This window comes from Galbitalea sp. SE-J8, from assembly GCF_030345695.1.
Classification (GTDB): domain Bacteria; phylum Actinomycetota; class Actinomycetes; order Actinomycetales; family Microbacteriaceae; genus JAUASV01.
This window is the reverse complement of the sequence record NZ_JAUASV010000004.1, coordinates 95552-116081: the sequence shown is the minus strand read 5'-3', so window position 1 is coordinate 116081 and position 20530 is coordinate 95552. Positions and strand designations below refer to the sequence as shown.

Genomic DNA, 20530 nt, shown 5'->3' with positions numbered 1-20530 from the left:
CGGCGACCGGCGATGCGGGAGGCGTCCCCGTGCCCCACCGAAAACGAAGGAGAACGGATGCGGTGCGCGGCCCCGTCGCGGCGTGTCGGGCCCGCGGCATCCGCTTCTCCTTCGTTTTCGGGACGCGGGCGGCGTTTTCGGGACGCGGGCGGCGTTTTCGGCGGGGAGGGCGGTCGGGTAGCCTGGCGCGCGTGTCCGACCGCGAGCAGCTGATCGAGTTCATCAAGGCCGATGCCGTCTTCCACGGCGACTTCACCCTGACGAGCGGCAAGAAGGCGACCTACTACGTCGACATGCGCCGCGTGAGCCTCGACCACCGCGTCGCCCCGCTCATCGGCCGCGTCATGGTCGACCTGATCAAGGACATCCCGGACGTCGCGGCCGTCGGCGGCCTCACCATGGGCGCCGACCCGGTCGCCACCGCCGTGCTGCACCAGGGCGCCGCGCTCGGCTACGGCTACGATGCGTTCGTCGTGCGCAAGGAGCCGAAGGACCACGGTCGCGGACGCCAGGTCGAGGGACCCGACCTCGCCGGCAAGCGCGTCATCGTGCTCGAGGACACGTCGACCACGGGCGGCTCCCCGCTCAAGGCGATCGAGGCGCTCGAGAAGGTCGGCGCGATCGTCGCGGGCGTCGCCGTCATCGTCGACCGCGCGACCGGCGCCAAGGAGACCATCGAGGCCGCGGGATACCCGTATTTCGCGGCCGTCGGGCTCGCCGACCTGGGGCTCGCGTGACCGACGAGTCGTCGAAGCCGCACAGTTTCCACTGGGGACTGACGCCGAAGAATCCGGAGCCGGACGAGGCGACGGATGCGGCGCCCGCCCCCGCCGACCCGTTCGCCTTCCTGACGGGGCGGCCCGACAGCGCTCGGCCCGCCGGCGAGGTGCCGGCGCCGCCCGGGGTTCCGCCCGCGTCGGCTGCGCCGCCCGCGTCGCCCGTGTCGGCCGTGCCGCCTGGGTCGGCTGTGCCGCCTGCGTCGCCCGTGTCGGCTGTGCCGCCCGCGTCGGCCGTGCCGCCGCAGCCGGGTGCTCCGTCGGGTTGGCCCGCGGCATCCGCTCCCGGTGCGCCGGCGAACTTCGGCCAGCCGACCCGGCAGTACCCGCCCGTGCCCGATGCGGACACGTCCGTGCCGCGCTACCCCCTGCCGGGCCAGCCGACGCCGGCCGCTCCGGCCGCCGGGCCGGGCCCGTCGCTGCCGCCCGCGTACCCCGCTCCGACCGTTCCCCCGGAGCCGACCGCCTCGCCCGAGCCGACTGTCCCCCCGGAGTCGACGGCCTCCCCGGAGCCGCCGGCCGCGACCTGGGACCAGCCGACGCAGGCCTGGACGCAGCCCGCCGTCTGGCCGGCGCCGAGGCCGGGCACCGCGCAGACTCCAGCCGACTCGTCGGGGGCGGACGCCGCGGCATCCGCTTCCGGCCCCGCCTGGGACGAGCCCACCCAGGCCTACGACGTGCAGCGCGGCGCACCCTGGCAGACACCCGCGAGCACCTACGGGTCACGCGCGGCCGACGCCGCCGGCCCGGTTCCGGACCCGACGGATGCCTCGCGCGGCAACGGTCCGGGAGGCGTCGGTCCGGCGGGCGTCGGTCCCGCGGGCGTCGGCCCGGCGGGCATCGGTCCGGCGGGCGTCGGCCCCGGAGGCGCCCCACCGACGGGCGCCGTGCCCGGCGGTGCCGCGCCGGAGGCTTCCGCAGCGGATCCAGCCCGCTTCGGCGCTCCCCCGTCGGGCGTGCCCGTGCCGGGGGCGCCCGTGCCGGGAGCAGCGCCCGTGCCCGGCGCCGGGACCCCCGGCCCCCCGGTCCCGCCGCCGCTCGTCGAGCCCGCGGCTCCTCCCGCGCCGCGTCTGCCATGGGGGACACCCGCCGTCGACCCCGCCCTCGACGGCGCGACCGAGGCGCTCTCGCCGCAATCGACGACCGCGGCACCGCCACCGGTCACGGCGGCCGTGCCCCCGCCGCCGCGCGCGGGCGGACCGGACTCTCCGCTCGACGCGCTGTTCGGCGACGAGCAGTTCCAGCACTACGACGAGGAGCCGCTCCTCGCCCAGATCCCGCGACGTGAGGTCCGCGACGCCCGCGAGCCGCGCGTCGAGCGTCGGGCGTCGGGCGCGGCGTCCCCGGATGCACGGCCCGGCGCCGTGCGCGCGGCGGGGTCGCGCCGGGTGTCGCCCCAGATCGTGCTGCTCATCGTCGCGGCGGTCGTGCTCGCCGCGCTCGTGGTCGTGCTCGCCTTCGCCCTCGGCTCGCGTGCCGGCGCCGCGCGCCCGGTGACCGCGGCCTCGACGCCGTCGGCGGGGCCGACCACCGCGCCGCCGCCGGTCGGGCCGGCTAAGCCGGGGGAGCATCCGTTCGCCGATCTCGCGGGCAGCGAGTGCCTCGACCCGTTCGTCTCGGCGTGGGAGGACGACTACACGGTCGTCGACTGCGCGACACCGCACGCCGCCCAGCTGGTCGCGATCACGACCGTCGCCGCCGACGCCTACCCGGGCGACAAGATGGCCGCGGCCGCGACGAAGGCGTGCACGAGCGCGAAGCTCATCGACTACGGCGCGGCCCAGGAGTACGACGACCTCGAGCTCGCCGCGAGCTACGCCGTCGACCAGGCCGCGTGGGACGGCGGCGACCACTCGGTCGCGTGCTTCGTCACACGATCGAGCGGCGAGCCGATCGAGGGCTCGCTCGCGGTCGGGGCGACGGATGCCGCATCCGGCTCCGCGTCGGAGACTCCGGCCCCGTAAAGACGCGGGGCCCGGTCGGCGGTGCGGACCCGTCCCGCGACGTGCCCCGCCCCGCGGGTCAGAGCTCGGGTTCGAAGTTCTCGGTCTCGATCGGGTCGGCCGCCACGAGCGACGCGACCGACGGCAGCACCTCGTCGGGCCGGAACGGGTAGCGGTCGATCTCGGTCTGGTCGCTGATGCCCGTCATCACGAGGATCGTGTACAGGCCGCCCTCGATGCCCGCGATGATGTCGGTGTCCATCCGGTCGCCGATCATCGCGGTGTTCTCGCTGTGCGCCCCGATGCGGTTCATCGCGCTGCGGAACATCATCGGATTCGGCTTGCCGACGACGTAGGGCTCCTTGCCGGTCGCCTTCGTGATGAGCGCGGCGATCGCGCCGGTGGCGGGCAGCACGCCCTCGGCGGACGGGCCGGTGGCATCCGGATTCGTGACGATGAATCGCGCCCCGTTGTTGATGAGCCGGATGGCCTTCGTGATCGCCTCGAACGAGTAGTTGCGGGTCTCGCCGACGACGACGTAGTCCGGGGCGGTCTCGGTCATGATGTAGCCGGCCTCGTGCAGCGCCGTCGTGATGCCGGCCTCGCCGATGACGAACGCGGATCCTCCCGGGATCTGGCTCGCGAGGAAGTCGGCGGTCGCGAGGGCACTCGTCCAGATGCGGTCCTCGGGCACGTGCAGGCCGCTCGAGCGCAGCCGTGCGCTCAGGTCGCGCGGCGTGAAGATCGAGTTGTTCGTGAGCACGAGGTAGGGGGCGCCGGTGTCCTGCCACTGCTGCAGCAGCTCGGCGGCGCCGGGGATGGCGGCGTTCTCGTGCACGAGCACGCCGTCCATGTCGGTGAGCCAGCACTCGATCTCGCCGCGGTGGTTCATGCCGGTCACTCTATCCACCCAGCCTTTCCGCGCCGATCGCGGCGAAGCGTGCCGCGGCGGGGAGACGGGCGCGCATGACGGCCACGGCATCCGGATTCTCGTCGACGAGCACGAAGCGCCGGCCGAGGGATGCCGCGACCGCCCCCGTCGTGCCGCTGCCGGCGAAGAAGTCCAGCACCCAGTCGCCGGGGCGCGAGCTCGCCTGGATGATGCGCCGCAGCACGCCCTCGGGCTTCTGGGTCGCGTAGCCGGTCTTCTCACGGCCGGTCGGCGACACGATCGTGTGCCACCAGACATCCGTGGGCAGCTTGCCGCGCGCCGCCTTCTCGGGCGTGACGAGGCCGGGTGCCATGTAGGGCTCGCGGTCCACGGCCGCGCTGTCGAAGAAGTAGGCGACCGGGTCCTTCACGTAGACGAGGATCGTGTCGTGCTTCGTCGGCCACTTGCGGCGGGACTTGGCGCCGTAGTCGTAGGCCCAGATGATCTCGTTCAGGAAGCACTCCCGGCCGAACAGCGCGTCGAGCGCGACCTTCGCGTAGTGCACCTCGCGCCAGTCGAGGTGCAGGTAGAGCGTGCCGGTGCCGGCGAGCAGCCGCCATGCCTCGGCGAGGCGAGGCTCGAGGAAGTCCCAGTAGTCCGCGAACTCGTCGTCGTAGCGGTACAGCGCGCCCTTGACGCTCTCGTAGGCGAGGCCCTTGAACCCGACGCGGGAGCCGGGCCCCGCGGCATCCGTCGTGCGCGTCGTGGTGATCGTCTGCCGACGCTGCGGGCGCCCGGTGTTGAACGGCGGGTCGAGGTAGACGAGCTGGAACGCGCCGTCGGGGAGGGTCGCGGTCGCGGCGAGGTTGTCGCCCTCGATGACGAGGTCGGGCGAGTCCGGGGTCCACACGCTCGCGAGATTAACAGGCCCGGCGCGCGCCCGCGCCGCAACGGATCTCACGGATGTCCCGGCGATTCCGCGCTCGACGGACGCTGGCTTGGCGACCGATCGGCCAGCGACTCGCCCCCGACGAGGGCGACCGGTCGGCCGGCGCATCGTCGACCGGGCCGGTCCCGCGGGCGGGAAGTCGCTAGCGTCGGAGGCGTGGACGAGCACGCGACGCCCCGCGACAACCCGAGCCACGAGCTCAGCACGCACGGCGTCGGACCGTGGCCCGGCGGCCGCGACGCCTGGCCGACCGAGGAGCGGTACGACCCCGAGCTGCTCGAGCACGGGGACACGCGCAACGTCGGCGACGGGTACCGGTACTGGTCCGTGGCCGCGATCGTCGCCGATCTCGACGCGCGGCGGCATCCGTTCCATGTCGCGATCGAGAACTGGCAGCACGACCTGAACATCGGGTCGATCGTGCGCACGGCGAACGCGTTCCTCGCGGCGGAGGTGCACATCGTCGGCCGCCGTCGCTGGAACAAGCGCGGCGCGATGGTCACCGACCGCTACCAGCACATCCGGCACCACGAGACGATCGACGACCTGGCCGCCTGGGCGACGAGCGCCGGCCTGCCGATCGTCGCCGTCGACAACGTGCCCGGGTCGCACCCGGTCGACGCCGCGCCGCTGCCGGAGCGCTGCATCCTGCTGTTCGGCCAGGAGGGACCGGGCCTGACGGATGCGGCGCTCGCCGCCGCCGCGGACGTGGTCGAGATCCGCCAGTTCGGCTCGACCCGGTCGATCAACGCGAGCGCGGCGGCGGCGATCGTGATGCACGAGTGGATCCGCCTCCACGCCCGCGCCTGACCCGCCCCGCCGGCCCCCCGGCCCCCGCCCCCTGCCCGCCCGGCCCCCCGCCCGGTACAACGGATTTCACGGAGATTCGCGTCGCCGAGGCCCTGGATGCCTCACGGTGTGGGGTGAAGCCCACCGATCTCCGTGAAATCCGTTGCACCGGGCGAGCGGGCGGGGCCGGGCCGGGCGAGCGGGCGGGGCGGGGCGGGGCGAGGCCGGGCGAGCGGGGCGGGGCGGGGTCAGCCGCCGATCGCCGCCGGGCGCACCTCGCGCAGCGAGCGCGAGCGCGCCTGCTTCCACGCCGCGAGCACCGCCGCGAGCAGGGCGCCCGCGAACCAGACGAGCAGCACGCCGACCGCGCCCCACAGCTGGGCGCTCGATCCGCCGTACATGAGCGAGCGGATGCCGTCGACCGCGTGCGCCATCGGCAGCACCTGGTGGATCGCGGCGAGCGGCGCGGGCAGGGTCTGCCACGGGAACGTGCCGCCCGCCGTGACGAGCTGGATGAGCATGAGGATGAGCCCGAGGAACTGTCCCACCGAGCCGAGCAGCGCGTTGAGCGCGAGCACGACCGCCGCGAACGTCACCGAGGTGAGCGCCATGAACAGCAGCACGCCGACCGGGTTCGCCATCGGCAGGTGCAGCGCGAGCGTGAGGATGCCGAACAGCGCCACCATCTGCACGGTGCCGAGCACGGCCGGGGCGAGCCAGCCCGCGAACGCCGCCCGGAACGGCCGGTTGACCGCGGTGAGCGCGCGGCGCGACAGCGGCCGCAGGATGAGGAACAGCGCGTAGATGCCGATCCACGCCGCGAGGCTCACGAAGAACGGCGCGAGGCCCGCGCCGTAGCTCGACGCCTCGGTGACCGCCTTCTGGTCGACCGCGACCGGGTCGCCCACGTCATCCGCGATCGCCTTCCTCTGCGCCGTGGTCTGCGCCGGGATCCGATGCTCCGCGTCCGCGAGCGCGTCGGAGAGCTTCGTCGCGCCGCTCGAGAGCGTCGTCGTGCCCGAGGCGAGCGAGTCGGCTCCGGATGCGGCGGATGCGGCTCCCGCCGACAGCGTGGACGCACCGGATGCCGCGGACGCGGCCCCGGTCGCGAGCTTCGACGCGCCGTCGGCGGCATCCGATGCCCCCGCGGAGAGCTTCGTCGCGCCCGCCGCGAGCTTCGTGGTGCCCGCGGCGAGCTTCCGCGTGCCGGCGTGCAGGCTCGCGGCACCGGATGCGGCTGTCGCCGCGCCCGACGAGAGGTCCGACGCCCCGGTCGCGGCCGAGTGGACGCCGCTCGCGAGCGCGGGCGCGGATGCGGACAGGGCGCCGGCCCCCGTCGCCACCCGGGTCGCGCCGTCGGAGAGGGTGCCGAGCCCGGTCGCGAGCTGGGCCGCCCCCGAGCTCGCCGAGCGCGCCCCGGCGACGAGGGCCGCGAGCTGCGTCTGCGCGGACGGCGGCAGCGCGGCGCCGACGGCCGACTGGAACGCGGCGAGGCCGGAGCTCACCTGGCCGGCGCCGGTCGCGAGCTGCGTCGAGCTCGTCGCGGCGTTCGCGATCCCGGTCGACACCTGGTCGGCGCCGGTGGCGAGGGCGCTCGCCGACGCGGGCAGCCCGTCCACCGACGTGTCGATGGTCTCCAGGCCCGACGACAGAGTGGCGGCCCCGGTCGACAGCTGGGCGGTTCCGGTCGCGAGGTCGGCGGCGCCCCGGTCGGCCGACGACACGCCGGAGGCGAGCGTCGCCGCGTTCGAGGCGAGCTTCTTCGCTCCGCCGGAGAGGCTCGTCGCGCCCGACGCGAGGTCGGCGGCGCCCGACGACACCCGGGCGGTGCCGTCGGCGAGCTCGGCCGCGCCCGAGGCGAGCCTCCCGGTGCCGTCGGCGAGGGAGGACGCGCCGTCGGCGGCGTCCGAGGCGCCGGTGGCGAGCTTCGCGGCGCCGTCGGATGCGTCGACGACGCCGTCGCGGATCTCGCCGATCGAGTCGAGCAGCGTCTGCGTCGCGGCCGAGCCGACCTGCGTGAGCAGCTCGGTGCGCACGGTCGCGGCGGCCTGCTTGGCGATGGTCGTCGAGAGGTAGCTGTTGGCGTCGTTGGTGCGCAGCACGAGGGATGCGCGTACCGGGTCCGCGGCCGCCGACCCGGAGCCCGAGTCCGACGACGAGCCGGAGCCCGAGTCCGACGACGAGCCCGACGACGAGGCCGACGCGAGGTCGGTCGAGAACGCCGCCGGGAACTCGAGCGCGAAGTCGTACGTTCCGTTCTCGACGCCCGCAGCGGCATCCGTCGCGCTCACCTCGTGCCAGCCGAACGAGCCGTCGTCGAGCAGCGCGTCGGCCGCCTCGCGGCCGTAGTTCTCCGCCGAGCCGTCGACGGTCGTACCGGTGTCGGCGACCACGAGGGCGGCGGGCACGCGGTCGAGGTTGGAGTACGGGTCCTGGTTGCCCCACAGGTAGAGGCCGCCGTAGAACAGCGGCGTCGTCATGAGGGCGACGAGCGAGAGGCGGCCCATGCGCGAGGACCAGATGCGGGCGAACTCGCCGCGCACGAGGGGGAGGATCTTCACTTCGACGACTCCTGGTTCGAGGGCTGCGCGGATGAGGGCTGCGCGGTCGCGGGGACCGCGCCGAGACGGATGAGGCGGTCGCGCGTGGGCGCATCCGTCACGACGAGCACGACGTGGCCCCGTTCGGCGATGGCGGCGAGCGCGGCGAACCAGTCGCCCGGATCGCCGCCGTGCCGTTCGGGCGAGGTGAGCACGAGGGCGCGTACGGCTGGTCGCAGCAGCGCGAGCTCCGCGAGCAGTCGGATGCGGTCGGCCGTGTCGAGGGCGCGGATGGGCACCGTGCGGTGCTCGCCGAGCCCGTGGCGGGCCAGCTCGGCGTCGACCGCCGAGCGCGAGGTGGGGCGTGCCGCGAACGAGAGCTCCTCGCGCACGATCGTCGCGAGCGCGACACCGGGCACGGGCTCGGCGACGAACGGGGTGTCGACGAGGGCGACGGCGCGGCGCAGGTGCGCGGCATCCGTTCGTCCGTCGATCGCGACCGTGCCCGCGGTGGGGGTCATGCGACCCGCCGCGAGCAGCGAGAGCAGCATGGGCCGCTCGTCGGTCTCGACGGCGACGACGGTGACGGCGCCGTCGACCGCGCCGAGGGTGGTCGGCGGCACTTCGGCGGCGGCGCCCGATCCGAGGGCGACGGCCGTGAGGGCGAGGGTGGTCATGCGGTTCTCCAGGTGAGCGCGGGGGTGGAGTCGATGAGGGCGGCGGCGTCGCGCCAGCCCAGGCCGAGCAGGCCGAGCACGAGGCGCAGCAGCACGCCGTGCACGGTCTCGTCGTCGAGGCCCTCGGTGGTGGCCTCGTCGAGCACGGTGAGGATGCCCTCCTCGAGCAGGTGGGCGAGCGTGCGGTCGTCGATGTCGGTGCGGATGCCGCCGCCCGCCTGTCCGCGGCGCACGTCGTCGAGGGCGCGAGCGCGCACGCGCGCGAGCGCCGCGATGGTCTGCGACCGGAACGGCCCGCGCACGGCGAACAGGGTCATGACGCGCGTCGACTCGACCTCGTGCCAGAGCGTCACGGCGATGAGGCAGAGGTCGAGGACCGGGTCCGGATGCGGACGCACGGCGTCCGCGTCGAACGCGGCGAGCACGCGGGCGACACCGCGGTCGAGCAGCTCCTGCAGCAGGGCGTCGCGCGTGGCGAAGTGGCCGTAGAGCGTGCGGCGGCCGATGCCCGCGGCGGTCGCGATGGTGTCGAGCGACGCCTCCGGATCGCGGTTGAGCTCGACGCGCGCGGCCTCGACGATGCGCTCGCGGTTGCGGGCGGCATCGCTGCGGGGGCGCGCGGTGTCGGTCATGGCATCCGAGCATACTCCGATCTTGCACACTCGTGTGCAATTTTCTGCCGAGGGTGCTCAGTGCCCGGCCCGATAGAATCGGGTGTAATCCCGTTTCCTAACGAGAGGCTCCGCCATGCCAGGCATCGTGATCGTCGGCGCCCAGTGGGGCGATGAGGGCAAGGGCAAGGCGACCGACCTGCTCGGCGGCAGCATCGACTACGTCGTCAAGTTCAACGGCGGCAACAACGCCGGACACACCGTCGTCATCGGCGACCAGAAGTACGCGCTGCACCTGCTGCCCTCGGGCATCCTCACGCCGGGCGTCACGCCCGTCATCGGCAACGGCGTCGTGGTCGACATCGAGGTGCTGTTCCACGAGCTCGAGGCGCTCGTCGCGCGCGGCCTCGACGTGTCGCGCCTCGTGATCAGCGCGAACGCCCACGTCATCACGGGCTACCACCGCACGCTCGACAAGGTGACCGAGCGCTTCCTCGGCAAGCGGCAGATCGGCACCACGGGCCGCGGCATCGGACCGGCGTACGCCGACAAGATCAACCGCGTCGGCATCCGGATGCAGGACCTCTTCGACGAGAACATCCTGCGCCAGAAGGTCGAGGGCGCTCTCGAGCAGAAGAACCACCTGCTCGTGAAGGTCTACAACCGGAGGGCCATCGCGGTCGACGAGATCGTCGACGACCTGCTGTCGTACGTCGATCGGCTGCGCCCGATGGTCGGCGACGCCGCGCTGCTGCTCAACCGGGCGCTCGACCGCGGCGAGAACGTGCTGTTCGAGGGCGGCCAGGCGACCATGCTCGACGTCGACCACGGCACCTACCCGTTCGTCACGTCGTCGAGCGCGACCGCGGGTGGCGCGTCCACGGGCTCGGGCGTCGGGCCGACGCGCCTGGACCGCATCATCGGCATCGCGAAGGCCTACGCGACGCGCGTCGGGGCGGGGCCGTTCCCGACCGAGCTCCACGACGAGTCCGGGGAGTGGCTGCGCAGCCGCGGCTTCGAGTTCGGCACCACGACCGGCCGGCCGCGCCGCACGGGCTGGTACGACGCGCCGATCGTGCGCTACGCGAGCCGCGTCAACGGCCTCACCGACCTCGTGCTCACGAAGCTCGACGTGCTCACGGGCCTCGAGCGGATCCCGGTGTGCGTCGCGTACGACGTCGACGGCGAGCGCGTCGACGAGGTTCCCGTCTCGCAGTCCGACTTCCACCACGCGGCGCCGATCTACGAGGAGTTCCCCGGCTGGAGCGAGGACATCTCGGGCGCCCGCTCGTTCGACGACCTGCCGTCCGCGGCCCGGGACTACGTGCTCGCGATCGAGCAGCTGAGCGGCACGCGCATCTCGGTCATCGGCACCGGTCCCGGCCGCGACGCGGTCATCGAGCGCCACCCCCTCATCGGCTGATGTCGGCCGTTCGCCCCGATCCGTCCGCGCCCCTCGTCGGCCGCCGCATCCGCCTCGACGCGCTGACGGATGCCGACCTGCCCGCCCTGCACGCGGCGATCGGCCGCCCCGAGGTGTTCGCGGGCGGCTTCGGCGGAGGACCGGCCGGATACCGCGCCGGTCTCGACGAGTTCGTCGCGTGGGCGGCCACGGCCTTCTCGTGGGGTCGCGGCAACGTCTACGCCGTGCGGCTCGCGAGCGGACCGGATGCCGGCGCGCTCGTCGGCACGAGCACGCTCGCGGACTTCGACGAGCCCAACGAGCACGCCCACATCGGCTGGACCGCATACGACCCCCGCGTCTGGGGCAGCGCGGTGAACCCCGAGGCGAAGCTCCTGCTGCTCGGCGCCGCGTTCGACGCGGGGTTCGGCCGCGTGAAGATCCAGGCGGACGAGCTCAACGCCCGCTCCCGGGCCGCGATCGCGAAGCTCGGCGCCACGTTCGAGGGCCTCGTGCGGCGCGACAAGCGTCGCGCCGACGGCACCTGGCGCGACACCGCCGTGTTCTCGATCATCATCGACGACTGGCCGCGGGTGCGCGCCGGCCTAGAGGCGCGATTGGCGGGATTCGGTGCAGAGCCCGTCCGTTTCTCGCCGGACGGCGTCGGAGGCGAGCACTAGCGTCGAGGGGTGCCTCGCTCCACCCTGTCCACCGCCGCGCAGTTCGTCGCGATGGGCGTGACCTGGGGCGCGAGCTTCCTGTTCATCAAGGTCGCGCTCGGCGGCCTGTCGTTCGCCCAGGTCGCGTGGACGCGCCTGCTGCTCGGCACGCTCACCCTCGTCGTCATCGTGCTCGTGGCGCGCATCCGTCTGCCGCGGAACCCGCGGCTCTACCTGCACTTCCTCGTGCTCGGAGTGACGTTCTGCGTCATCCCGCACCTGCTGTTCTCCTGGGCCGAGCAGTACGTGACGAGCGGGCTCGCGAGCATCTACAACGCGACGACGCCGATCATGACGGTCATCATGGCGGTGCTCGTGTTCCGCGTCGAGCGCGTCTCGGCCCCGCAGCTGCTCGGCGTGGGGCTCGGCATCCTCGGGGTCGTCCTGATCATCGCGCCCTGGCAGGCGCAGCTCGGCGGCGACCTGCTCGGGCAGTTCGCGTGTCTCGGCGCGACGCTCTGCTACGGGTTCTCGGGGGCGTACGCGAAGCGGTTCATCCTGCCGCACGGTGTCTCGGGCGTGCGCTACGCGACGCTCACGATCGGTTCGGCGGGGGTCGTCATGGCGGTGCTCACGCCCGCGATCGCGCTCACCCCCGTGCGGCTCGACGGATGGGTGGTCGGCTCCCTGCTCGCGCTCGGCATCCTCGGCACGGGCCTCGCGTACGTGTGGAACGGCAACGTCATGGCCGCCTGGGGGCCGACGGCGACGTCGACCGTGACCTACCTGACCCCGGTGGTCGGCGTCGTGCTCGGCGTCATCGTGCTGCACGAGGCGATCTCGTGGCACGAGCCGCTCGGGGCGATCGTCGTGATCGTGGGCATCCTGCTCGCGCAGCGCGGCGGAGCGCAGCGCGAGTCGCCGACGCCCGAACGGGCGAGGGCCCCGCGGCGTGCTGCCGCGAGGCCCCCGGTCTAGCGCGTCTCGGTCAGAAGGCGCGCACTCGAATCGTCCGGCTCGTGCTCGCGGCGATCTTCGTCGTGGCGACGAAGGTGGCCTTGAGCTTGTGCGTGCCCTTCTTGAGCTTGAGCTTCGCGGTGCCCTTGCCCTTGGTGATCTTGACGGTCTTGACCTTCTTGGAGCCGTCGAAGACCTTCGCCGATCCCGCGACCTTCTGGCCGGTCGCCTTGACGGTCACGGTGACCTTGCTCTTGGACCACTTCACGGTGGTCTTCGACGCGACCTTCTTGACCGGCTTGGTCGGCGTCGTGGCCGGGGGCTCCGGCGGGGCGGTGACCGTGAGGGCCGCGGCCGCCGACGTGGTGTCCGCGCCCGTGAAGAGCGAGCCCGTCGAGAACTTCGCGGTCAGCGCGTGCACGCCGATCGCGAGGGACGACGGGATCGTGAGGCTCGCCGAGCCGTTCGCGAGCGGCAGCGCGCCGAGGACGGTCCCGCCGTCGTAGAACGTCACCGAGCCGGTCTGCGCGCCGAGGCCGCCACCCACGGTCGCGGCGAGCGTCACGGTCGCGGCCGAGCCGGCCTCGACCGAGTCGGTCGAGGTGCTGAGGCTCACCGTGTTGGCGGGCAGCGCGTTGAACAGCGAGAAGTGGTCGACGAGCGAGCCGACGGGAGCCGCGTCGCCACCGGAGACCGCGCCGGTGACGGGGTCGATCGCGACCGGCGCGAGCGTGACACCGCAGCCCGGCTTGGTCGTCCGGTTGAGCTCGACGGCCGAGTTCGGCGCCGCGCAGTCACCCGCGCGCACGGTCTGCACGTTGAGCTTGTCGTCCGTGACGCCGACCTGCACGTACGTGCGCACGTGCTCCTGGTTCTCGACCGAGTTCGCCCAGTGGCGCTGGCCGGTGGGGTCGAGCGGGTCGGGGCCGTAGTCGCTCTGACTCGCGTCGGGCTTCGTCAGGTCGTAGTACTTCGAGCCGGATGCCGAGTTCGCCGTGACGTAGATGACGCCGCCGGGACCGGAGAAGACCTCCGGCTGCGCGGGCTGCTCGTCCGGGTTCGCCTTGTGGCCGTTGAGGATCGCGTAGCTGCGCGTGTAGCTGTGGTCGTGGCCCTGCAGCACGAGGTCGATCCCGAGCTTCGAGAACGCGGTGGTGAAGTCGTACCGCCGCTGCTGGTTGTCGAGGTCGTTGGCGTGGTCGGCGGGCGAGTAGATCGAGTGGTGGTACACGAGCACCGTCCATTTGGCCCGCTGGCCGACCTTGCCGACGACGCCCTTGATGAAGTTCACGTGCGCCGCATCCGCCCCGCCCGCGTACGCGTTCGAGTTGATGTCGATGAACAGCACGTCCTTGTAGAAGTACCAGTAGTCGCCGCCCGAGTTCGTCGAGGTGGCGCCGCCCGGGTAGTAGTCGGCGTTCTTGAGGTTGTTCGGCAGCGTGTTGTGCTGCTCGTAGGCCTTGCCGCCCACGTCGTGGTTGCCGATCGTCGACGCCCACGGGTAGCGCTTGAGCACGTCCGTCTGGTCGGCGAACTGCGCCCACTGGTCCTCGTTGTTGGCGACCTCGATCTGGTCGCCGCCCGAGACGAGCAGCTCCGCCTGCGGGTCGACCGACGTGGCGTAGTTGAGGGTCGCGGCCCAGCCGACGCCGTCCTCGACCGCGTCGCCCGACGAGCCGATCTGCGGGTCGCCGAAGAACAGGAAGTCGTAGTCGCCCGAGAAGCTCTTCGTCGTGATCGTGTAGGTGGGCGACCAGTGGTCCGCCGCGCCGACGTGGTACGAGTACGTCGTGTTCGGCTGCAGGCCGTCGATCGTCGCGTGCGAGTTGTAGTACCCCACCTGCTTGGCGCCGGTGCTGGCATCCGCCGCGGTGTTCGCGGCCGTCGCGGCGGCGATGACCCGCTTCTTGCCGTTGAACGCGCCCGCGGAGAGGTCGCTCGTCTTCTCGATCTCGAGCGCCTGCGGGGTGCCGTCGTGGAAGTACCAGGACGCGATGCGCTGGGACTCGTCGGCGCCCACGCCGAGCAGCACGGTCAGCGGCTTCTCGGTGTCGATGCTGCTGACCGCCTGGGCGGTGGCGACGCCGCCGGCGACCGCCGCCGAGGCGAGCAGCGAGGCGCTCAGTGCGAGGACGCCGACGCGGCGTCCGAGGTGTCGACGCCGCTGGGCGGCATCGGGACGGGATGTGATCACTAGACCTGTCCTTCGTGATGGGTGTGGGCGGGATGGATGCCCACGATCACGGTTCTCGTGTCACCCGAACGCGGGGTGAACGGATGTCGACGGCTGGGCAAAGCATCCGTGCACACCGCCCGGATCGACGGCTTCGAGCGCGCCGACGTGCTTCGATGGGCGCAGCCCGAGCCGGGCGCCGTTCCGCACACCCCGAACCGGCGCCGGCCCCGAACCAGCACCAACCGGAGTCCCGCCCCGTGATCAGCCGTGCCCGCCGCATCCGTTCGTCCGTCGCCGGGGCGGTGGCCGTTGCCGCCGCCGCGCTGATCGCGGGATGCGCGTCGGGCACGCCGTCGATCCCGGCGAGCGACACGCCGGCCCCGGCCACGACCACGGCGGCGAGTGCGCTCGGCGCGGGCTTCTGGGATCCGTCGCACCCGCCGGCGCCCGAGGGCACGCTCGACCCGGTCGATGGGTCGTGGGCCGACGTGCACCCGCCCGCGGGCTACTCGGTCGTGCTGGTCACGTTCGGCGACGACGCCCCCACGACGACACTCGTCTCCGCGATCCGGTCGTGGGCGACCGACGAGCACGTCGCCCTCGAGACCGTCACGGCGACGTCGGCCTCGACGCTGCTCGACGCCGTGACCGCGGCCATCGACAAGAAGCCCGACCTCATCATCAGCGCCGGCGAGCAGCTCGTCGATCCGCTCGCGGCGCTCACGCCCGTGGTGCTCGCGCAGCAGTTCCTCGTCGTCGGCGCCGAGCTCGCCGAGCCGACCGTCAACGTCACCGCGGCCGACTGGACCGGCGCCGGATTCCGTGGTGAGGGTCTCGGCAACGCGAGCCACTACGACCCGGCGTCGTTCACCGACGAGCGCGCGGGACGGGCGCTGCGCGCCGGCATCGCGGCCGTCGTGAGCGGCATCACGGGCATCGTCGTCTGGGTGGATTGACCGCGCGCTAGTCTCGGACCATGCCGGATGCGCCCCACACCGAGCTCGTCGAGCTGCGGCAGAGCATCGACAACATCGACGCCGCGCTCATCCACCTGCTCGCCGAACGGTTCAAGTTCACGCAGAAGGTCGGCGTGCTCAAGGCCCGCGAGGGGCTCGCCGCGAGCGACCCGGAGCGCGAGCGCGAGCAGGTCGCGCGCCTGCGCCGCCTCGCGGAGGAGTCGCACCTCGATCCCGAGTTCGCCGAGAAGTGGTTCGGCTTCGTCGTCGCGGAGGTCATCCACCACCACGAGCGCCTCGCGGGCGGTGACGCGGCGGAGTAGGCGCCGCGAGGGGCGGACCGGCGCCGGCGTGCCTCCTCCGTCAGGGGCGGGGACGGGTCAGGCGCCGACGACCGCGCCGAAGCGCTCCGGGAGCGTCGCGCGGTGGGCGTCGACGAGCTCGGCGGCGCTGAGCGTGAACTGGTCCTGGATCTCGAGCGCCGAGCCGGCATCCGTCACGCCGATGCGCACGACGGGGAAGCCGCGTCCCTCGCACAGCCCGCGGAAGCGCACGTCGTCCTCGCGCGGCACGCTCACGATCACGCGGCCGGTCGACTCGCTGAACAGCGCCGTCGCGATGTCGACGCCGTCGCGCTCCAGCACCTCGCCGAGGAACACCCGCGCGCCGATGCCGAAGCGCAGCACGCTCTCGGCGAGCGCCTGGATGAGTCCGCCGTCGGAGAGGTCGTGCGCGGCCGAGATGAGGTTCTGCGCGTTGCCCGCGGCGATGAGGTCGGCGAGCGCGCGCTCGCGGTCGAGGTTCACCGCCGGGGGCAGGCCGCCGAGGTGCTGGTGCACGACGCCGGCCCAGGCCGAGCCGTCGAGCTCGAGGCGCGTCTCGCCCAGCAGGTAGATGTTCTGGCCCTCGTCCTGCCAGCCGCTCGGGATGCGCTCCGCGACATCCGCGATCGTGCCGAGCACGGCGACGACCGGCGTCGGGTGGATCGGCACGTCGCCGGTCTGGTTGTAGAACGACACGTTGCCGCCCGTGACCGGGATCTCCAGGTCGAGGCAGGCGTCGGACAGCCCCGCGACCGCGCGGGAGAACTGCCACATCACCTCGGGGTTCTCCGGGCTGCCGAAGTTGAGGCAGTCCGAGACCGCGACGGGCGTCGCACCGGTGACGGCGACGTTGCGGTACGCCTCGGCGAGCGCGAGCCGCGCGCCCTGGTACGGGTCGAGGTAGCACCAGCGGCCGTTGGCATCCGTCGCGACGGCGAAGCCGAGGCCGGTCTCCTCGTCGACGCGCACCATGCCGCCGTCGTCCGGGAAGGTGAGCGCCGTGTTGCCGAGCACGTACGAGTCGTACTGGTTGGTGACCCAGCGCTTGTCGGCGAGGTTCGCGCTGCCGAGCAGGCGCAGCACCTGCAGCTTGAGCTGCTCGCCGCCCGCGGGACGCTCGAGAACGGATGCCGTGTCCGCCTGCACGGCGTCGAGCCAGGCCGGGTAGGCCACGGGCCGGTCGTACACCGGCCCGTCCACCGCGACGGTGCGCGGGTCGACGTTGACGATCTCCTCGCCGTGCCACTGGATGACGAGGCGGCCGGTGTCGGTGACCTCGCCGAGCACGCTCGTCTCGACGTCCCACTTGGCGACGACCTCGAGGAACGCGTCGAGCTTCGCGGGCTCGACGACCGCCATCATGCGCTCCTGGCTCTCCGACATGAGGATCTCCTCGGCCGTGAGCGTGGGGTCGCGCAGCAGCACGCTGTCGAGCTCGATGAACATGCCGCCGTCGCCGTTCGACGCGAGCTCGCTCGTCGCGCACGAGATGCCCGCGGCGCCGAGGTCCTGGATGCCCTCGACGAGCCCGAGACGGAACAGCTCGAGGCAGCACTCGATGAGCACCTTCTCGGCGAACGGGTCGCCCACCTGCACGGCGGGGCGCTTCGTGGGTCCCCCCTCGGCGAACGTGTCGCTCGCGAGGATCGAGGCGCCGCCGATGCCGTCGCCGCCCGTGCGGGCGCCGAACAGCACGACCCTGTTGCCCACGCCGCGGGCGTTCGCGAGATGGAGGTCCTCGTGGCGCAGCACGCCGACCGCGAGCGCGTTGACGAGGGGGTTCGCCTGGTAGACGGAGTCGAAGTAGGTCTCGCCGCCGATGTTCGGCAGGCCGAGGCAGTTCGAGTAGAAGCTGATGCCGGCGACCACGCCGTGCACGACGCGCGCCGTGTCGGGGTCGTCGATCCGGCCGAAGCGCAACGCGTCCATGACGGCGACGGGGCGGGCGCCCATCGAGATGATGTCGCGCACGATCCCGCCGACGCCGGTCGCCGCGCCCTGGAACGGCTCGATGTACGACGGATGGTTGTGCGACTCGATCTTGAACGTCACGGCCCAGCCGTCGCCGATGTCGGTGACGCCCGCGTTCTCGCCCATGCCGACCATGAGGTTCTTCTTCATGGCGGGGGTGACCTTCTGCCCGAACTGGCGCAGGTACGGCTTGCTCGACTTGTAGGAGCAGTGCTCGCTCCACATCACCGAGTACATCGCGAGCTCGCCGCTCGTGGGACGCCGGCCGAGGATCTCCTTGATGCGCTCGTACTCGTCGGGCTTGAGGCCGAGGGCGGCGTACGGCTGCTGCCTCTCGGGGGTGGCTGCGGCGTTCGCCACGGTGTCGAGAACGGCAGGCGTGGTGGCGTCGGTCACGGCCTCCAGCCTACCGGCGCGCGGGCCGCGGGCACGGGCCCGGGGCGACCGGTCGCGCGCGTCAACCTCCGCGCGCCCTGAGTGCTCGGCCGCGTCGTCCCTAGCCTGGACCGATCGCTGTTCGCACGCTCGGGAGGACGACGGATGAGGCACGACTGGGACCGTTGGATCGCCTCCGGCATCACGGTGGGCACCGCCCTCCTCATCGCGATCGTCGTGATGATCGTCGTGGCGGTGATCGCGCGTCGGGCGGCGCGGCGGCACGACGGTGCGGCGGCTTTCGTGTCGAGCGCGCGGCATCCGTTCCGCTTCCTGCTCGTCGTCGTGGCGGTCTGGATCGCGATCGCCGTGCGTCCGCTGCCGCTCGACCGGGACTGGCGCGACGGCATCGCGCACGCCCTCGTCATCGCCGTGCTCGTGCTCGCCGCGTGGTTCGTGAGCGCCGTCGTCGGCGCCCTGCTCAACCGGCTGATGGGCCGGTACCGCACCGACGTGCGCGACAACCGCGTCGCCCGGCGGGCGAAGACGCAGATCGCGATCGTGCGGCGGCTGATCATGGTCGTGATCTGGCTCATCGCGATCGCGGCCGCGCTGCTCACCTTCCCGGAGGTGCAGGCGGTCGGCACGTCGCTGCTCGCGAGCGCCGGCGTCGTCTCGATCGTCGCGGGTCTCGCCGCGCAGTCGACGCTCGCGAACGTCATCGCCGGACTGCAGATCGCGTTCACGGATGCCGTGCGCGTCGACGACGTCGTGATCGTCGAGACCGAGTGGGGCAAGATCGAGGAGATCACGCTCACCTACGTCGTCGTGCACATCTGGGACGACCGGCGCATGGTGCTGCCGTCGACGTACTTCACGACGACGCCGTTCCAGAACTGGACCCGGCGGTCGAGCGAGCTGCTCGGCAGCGTCGAGTTCGACGTCGACTGGCGGGTGTCGCCCTCCGAGATGCGCCGCAGGCTCGACGAGGTTCTCGCCGGCACCGAGCTGTGGGACGGCCGCGCGAAGGTGCTGCAGGTGACGGATGCCGTCGGCGGCTCCGTGCGCATCCGCGTCCTGCTCACGGCGCAGGACGCGCCGACGCTCTTCGACCTGCGCTGCCTCGTGCGCGAGCAGCTGGTGGAGTGGCTGCACACGACGGATGCCGCGGCCCTGCCGCTCACGCGCGTGCAGCTCGTCGAGGAGCGGGCGCGCGCCGCCGACTCGGCCCCGGCGCGCCGGCGCGGTCCGTCTACCGACACCGGCGGTCTGTTCACCGGTTCCGCCGAGGCGGAGGAGCGCGCCCAGACGTTCACCTCGGCGATCCCGCTGCCCGACACGCAGGGCACGCCCGACGAGCCGCCGGCGCGCTGAGCCGCCCTCGCGCTGAAGCCGACGCTCAGGGGACGCAAACTGCGGGAATAGGCAGCCCTATTCCGACGGGTTGCGTCCCCTGAGCGATCAACGGGCGCGGGCGAGCAGCCCCTCGATGACGCTCGTGAAGAAGACGAGCCCGTCGGTGCCGCTCTTCATCGCGGCGCGCGTGTCGGGGCCGAAGCCCGGCTCGACCGCGTGCTCCGGATGCGGCATGAGGCCCACGACGTTGCCGCGCGCGTTCGAAACGCCCGCGATGTCGTTCATCGATCCGTTCGGGTTGACCTCGACGTAGCGGAACACCACCTGGCCCTCGCCCTCGAGCCGGTCGATGACCTCCTGCGCGGCGACGAAGCGGCCGTCGGCGTTCTTGAGCGGGATGGTGATCTCCTGCCCGGCCTCGAATCCGCTCGTCCAGGCGGTCGCCGTGGTCTCGACGCTGAGCTTCTGATCGCGACGGATGAACTGCTGGTGCTCGTTGCGCGTGTGTGCGCCCTCGATGAGGCGCGCCTCGGCGAGCATCTGGAAGCCGTTGCAGATGCCGAGCACGGGCACGCCGCGGTTCGCCGCGTCGACGACCTCCGCCATGATCGGCGCGTGGCTCGCGATGGCGCCGGCGCGCAGGTAGTCGCCGTAGCTGAACCCGCCGGGCAGCACGATCGCGTCGACGCCCTGCAGGTCGTGGTCCTGGTGCCACAGCGCGACGGCCTCGGCGCCCGCGATGCGGATGGCGCGCTGCGCGTCGCGGTCGTCGAGCGATCCGGGGAACGTGATGACCCCGATGCGCGGCGACATCAGGGCTGCACCTCGATGCTCACGACGTCTTCGATGACCGTGTTCGCGAGCATGTCGTCGGCGAGCTCGCGCACCTCCGCGAGCACCGCATCCGTCACCTCGCCGTCGACCGTGAGCTCGAAGCGCTTGCCGATGCGCACGCCCGAGTAGCCGGTCTTGCCGAGACGGCCGAGCGCGCCGAGAACGGCCTTGCCCTGGGGGTCGAGGATCTCCGCCTTGGGCATGACCTCGACGACGATGGTGGGCACGGATGCTCTCCCGGGATTGGCGCGGTGGGGACGGCCCCGAGTCTACCGGCCGCGCTCCCGCGGGCGGGACGGGCGAGTGCGCGTTCAGAACTCCTGTGCAATCGACTCGCGGCGGCCGCTTCCGGGCGGAATGGGCGT

Annotated in this window: 18 protein-coding genes; 9 read left to right on the top strand and 9 right to left on the bottom strand. The window is 72.8% G+C overall.

What is annotated here, in order from left to right; genetic code table 11:
- Positions 1 to 191: 191 nt before the first annotated feature.
- Positions 192 to 737 (top strand): orotate phosphoribosyltransferase, encoded by a 546-nt coding sequence (pyrE, locus tag QT381_RS04510; RefSeq protein WP_289247540.1) that lies wholly within the window; start codon positions 192 to 194, stop codon positions 735 to 737.
- Positions 734 to 2740, top strand: a complete 2007-nt coding sequence (locus QT381_RS04505) for a septum formation family protein (RefSeq protein WP_289247539.1) — start codon at positions 734 to 736, stop codon at positions 2738 to 2740. Before pyrE ends, QT381_RS04505 begins: the two co-directional genes overlap by 4 nt.
- Before the next feature lie 58 nt (positions 2741 to 2798).
- Here the strand turns inward: QT381_RS04505 and QT381_RS04500 are convergent, their stop codons facing one another.
- Together QT381_RS04500 and QT381_RS04495 are read right to left on the bottom strand one after the other, a co-directional pair.
- Positions 2799 to 3611, bottom strand: coding sequence for an HAD-IIA family hydrolase (locus tag QT381_RS04500; protein WP_289247538.1), 813 nt, complete (start codon positions 3609 to 3611; stop codon positions 2799 to 2801).
- Between the two features lie 10 nt (positions 3612 to 3621).
- A complete protein-coding gene (locus QT381_RS04495) occupies positions 3622 to 4500 on the bottom strand; it encodes a DNA-methyltransferase (protein WP_289247537.1) in 879 nt (292 codons plus the stop codon).
- Positions 4501 to 4695: 195 nt separating this feature from the next.
- Between QT381_RS04495 and QT381_RS04490 the strand changes: the two genes are divergently transcribed.
- Positions 4696 to 5349 carry a TrmH family RNA methyltransferase gene (locus tag QT381_RS04490; protein WP_289247536.1) on the top strand — a complete coding sequence of 218 codons (654 nt, stop codon included), beginning with the start codon at positions 4696 to 4698 and terminating at the stop codon, positions 5347 to 5349.
- A gap of 227 nt (positions 5350 to 5576) precedes the next feature.
- Here QT381_RS04490 and QT381_RS04485 read toward each other — a convergent pair whose 3' ends face one another.
- The 3 genes from QT381_RS04485 to QT381_RS04475 are packed head-to-tail and all read right to left on the bottom strand — an operon-like array spanning position 5577 to position 9177.
- Positions 5577 to 7889, bottom strand: coding sequence for a YhgE/Pip family protein (locus tag QT381_RS04485; protein ID WP_289247535.1), 2313 nt, complete (start codon positions 7887 to 7889; stop codon positions 5577 to 5579).
- The gene (locus QT381_RS04480) at positions 7886 to 8545 is read right to left on the bottom strand and encodes a hypothetical protein (RefSeq protein WP_289247534.1); all 660 of its coding nucleotides are present in this window, start codon (positions 8543 to 8545) and stop codon (positions 7886 to 7888) included. The genes QT381_RS04485 and QT381_RS04480 overlap by 4 nt, the downstream gene beginning before the upstream one ends.
- Positions 8542 to 9177, bottom strand: coding sequence for a TetR/AcrR family transcriptional regulator (locus QT381_RS04475; RefSeq protein ID WP_289247533.1), 636 nt, complete (start codon positions 9175 to 9177; stop codon positions 8542 to 8544). Before QT381_RS04475 ends, QT381_RS04480 begins: the two co-directional genes overlap by 4 nt.
- Before the next feature lie 115 nt (positions 9178 to 9292).
- Here QT381_RS04475 and QT381_RS04470 point away from each other — a divergent pair, with 115 nt between their 5' ends.
- From QT381_RS04470 to QT381_RS04460, 3 genes are read left to right on the top strand one after another with little or no spacing between them, the layout of a single operon-like run.
- The gene (locus tag QT381_RS04470; RefSeq protein ID WP_289247532.1) at positions 9293 to 10579 is read left to right on the top strand and encodes an adenylosuccinate synthase; all 1287 of its coding nucleotides are present in this window, start codon (positions 9293 to 9295) and stop codon (positions 10577 to 10579) included.
- The gene (locus tag QT381_RS04465; RefSeq protein WP_289247531.1) at positions 10579 to 11238 is read left to right on the top strand and encodes a GNAT family N-acetyltransferase; all 660 of its coding nucleotides are present in this window, start codon (positions 10579 to 10581) and stop codon (positions 11236 to 11238) included. Before QT381_RS04470 ends, QT381_RS04465 begins: the two co-directional genes overlap by 1 nt.
- A gap of 9 nt (positions 11239 to 11247) precedes the next feature.
- Positions 11248 to 12195, top strand: coding sequence for a DMT family transporter (locus QT381_RS04460; protein ID WP_289247530.1), 948 nt, complete (start codon positions 11248 to 11250; stop codon positions 12193 to 12195).
- Positions 12196 to 12205: 10 nt separating this feature from the next.
- Here the strand turns inward: QT381_RS04460 and QT381_RS04455 are convergent, their stop codons facing one another.
- Complete coding sequence (locus QT381_RS04455) at positions 12206 to 14368, bottom strand: Ig-like domain repeat protein (protein WP_289247529.1); 2163 nt, start codon at positions 14366 to 14368, stop codon at positions 12206 to 12208.
- Positions 14369 to 14607: 239 nt separating this feature from the next.
- On the opposite strand from QT381_RS04455, the gene QT381_RS04450 reads away from it, so the two are divergent.
- Entirely contained in the window at positions 14608 to 15306 is a 699-nt protein-coding gene (locus QT381_RS04450) for a type 1 periplasmic-binding domain-containing protein (protein WP_289247528.1), read from the top strand.
- A 20-nt stretch (positions 15307 to 15326) separates the two neighbouring features.
- On the top strand, positions 15327 to 15629 hold the full coding sequence (locus tag QT381_RS04445) for a chorismate mutase (RefSeq protein WP_289247527.1): 303 nt from the start codon (positions 15327 to 15329) through the stop codon (positions 15627 to 15629).
- A 57-nt stretch (positions 15630 to 15686) separates the two neighbouring features.
- On the opposite strand, the gene purL is transcribed toward QT381_RS04445, so the two are convergent.
- Positions 15687 to 17996 carry a phosphoribosylformylglycinamidine synthase subunit PurL gene (gene purL, locus QT381_RS04440; RefSeq protein ID WP_289247526.1) on the bottom strand — a complete coding sequence of 770 codons (2310 nt, stop codon included), beginning with the start codon at positions 17994 to 17996 and terminating at the stop codon, positions 15687 to 15689.
- A gap of 144 nt (positions 17997 to 18140) precedes the next feature.
- Here purL and QT381_RS04435 point away from each other — a divergent pair, with 144 nt between their 5' ends.
- Positions 18141 to 19349, top strand: a complete 1209-nt coding sequence (locus QT381_RS04435) for a mechanosensitive ion channel family protein (protein WP_289247525.1) — start codon at positions 18141 to 18143, stop codon at positions 19347 to 19349.
- Positions 19350 to 19436: 87 nt separating this feature from the next.
- Here the strand turns inward: QT381_RS04435 and purQ are convergent, their stop codons facing one another.
- Positions 19437 to 20144 carry a phosphoribosylformylglycinamidine synthase subunit PurQ gene (gene purQ / locus QT381_RS04430; protein WP_289247524.1) on the bottom strand — a complete coding sequence of 236 codons (708 nt, stop codon included), beginning with the start codon at positions 20142 to 20144 and terminating at the stop codon, positions 19437 to 19439.
- Positions 20144 to 20392 (bottom strand): phosphoribosylformylglycinamidine synthase subunit PurS, encoded by a 249-nt coding sequence (gene purS, locus QT381_RS04425; protein WP_289247523.1) that lies wholly within the window; start codon positions 20390 to 20392, stop codon positions 20144 to 20146. The genes purQ and purS overlap by 1 nt, the downstream gene beginning before the upstream one ends.
- Between the last annotated feature and the right edge of the window lie 138 nt (positions 20393 to 20530).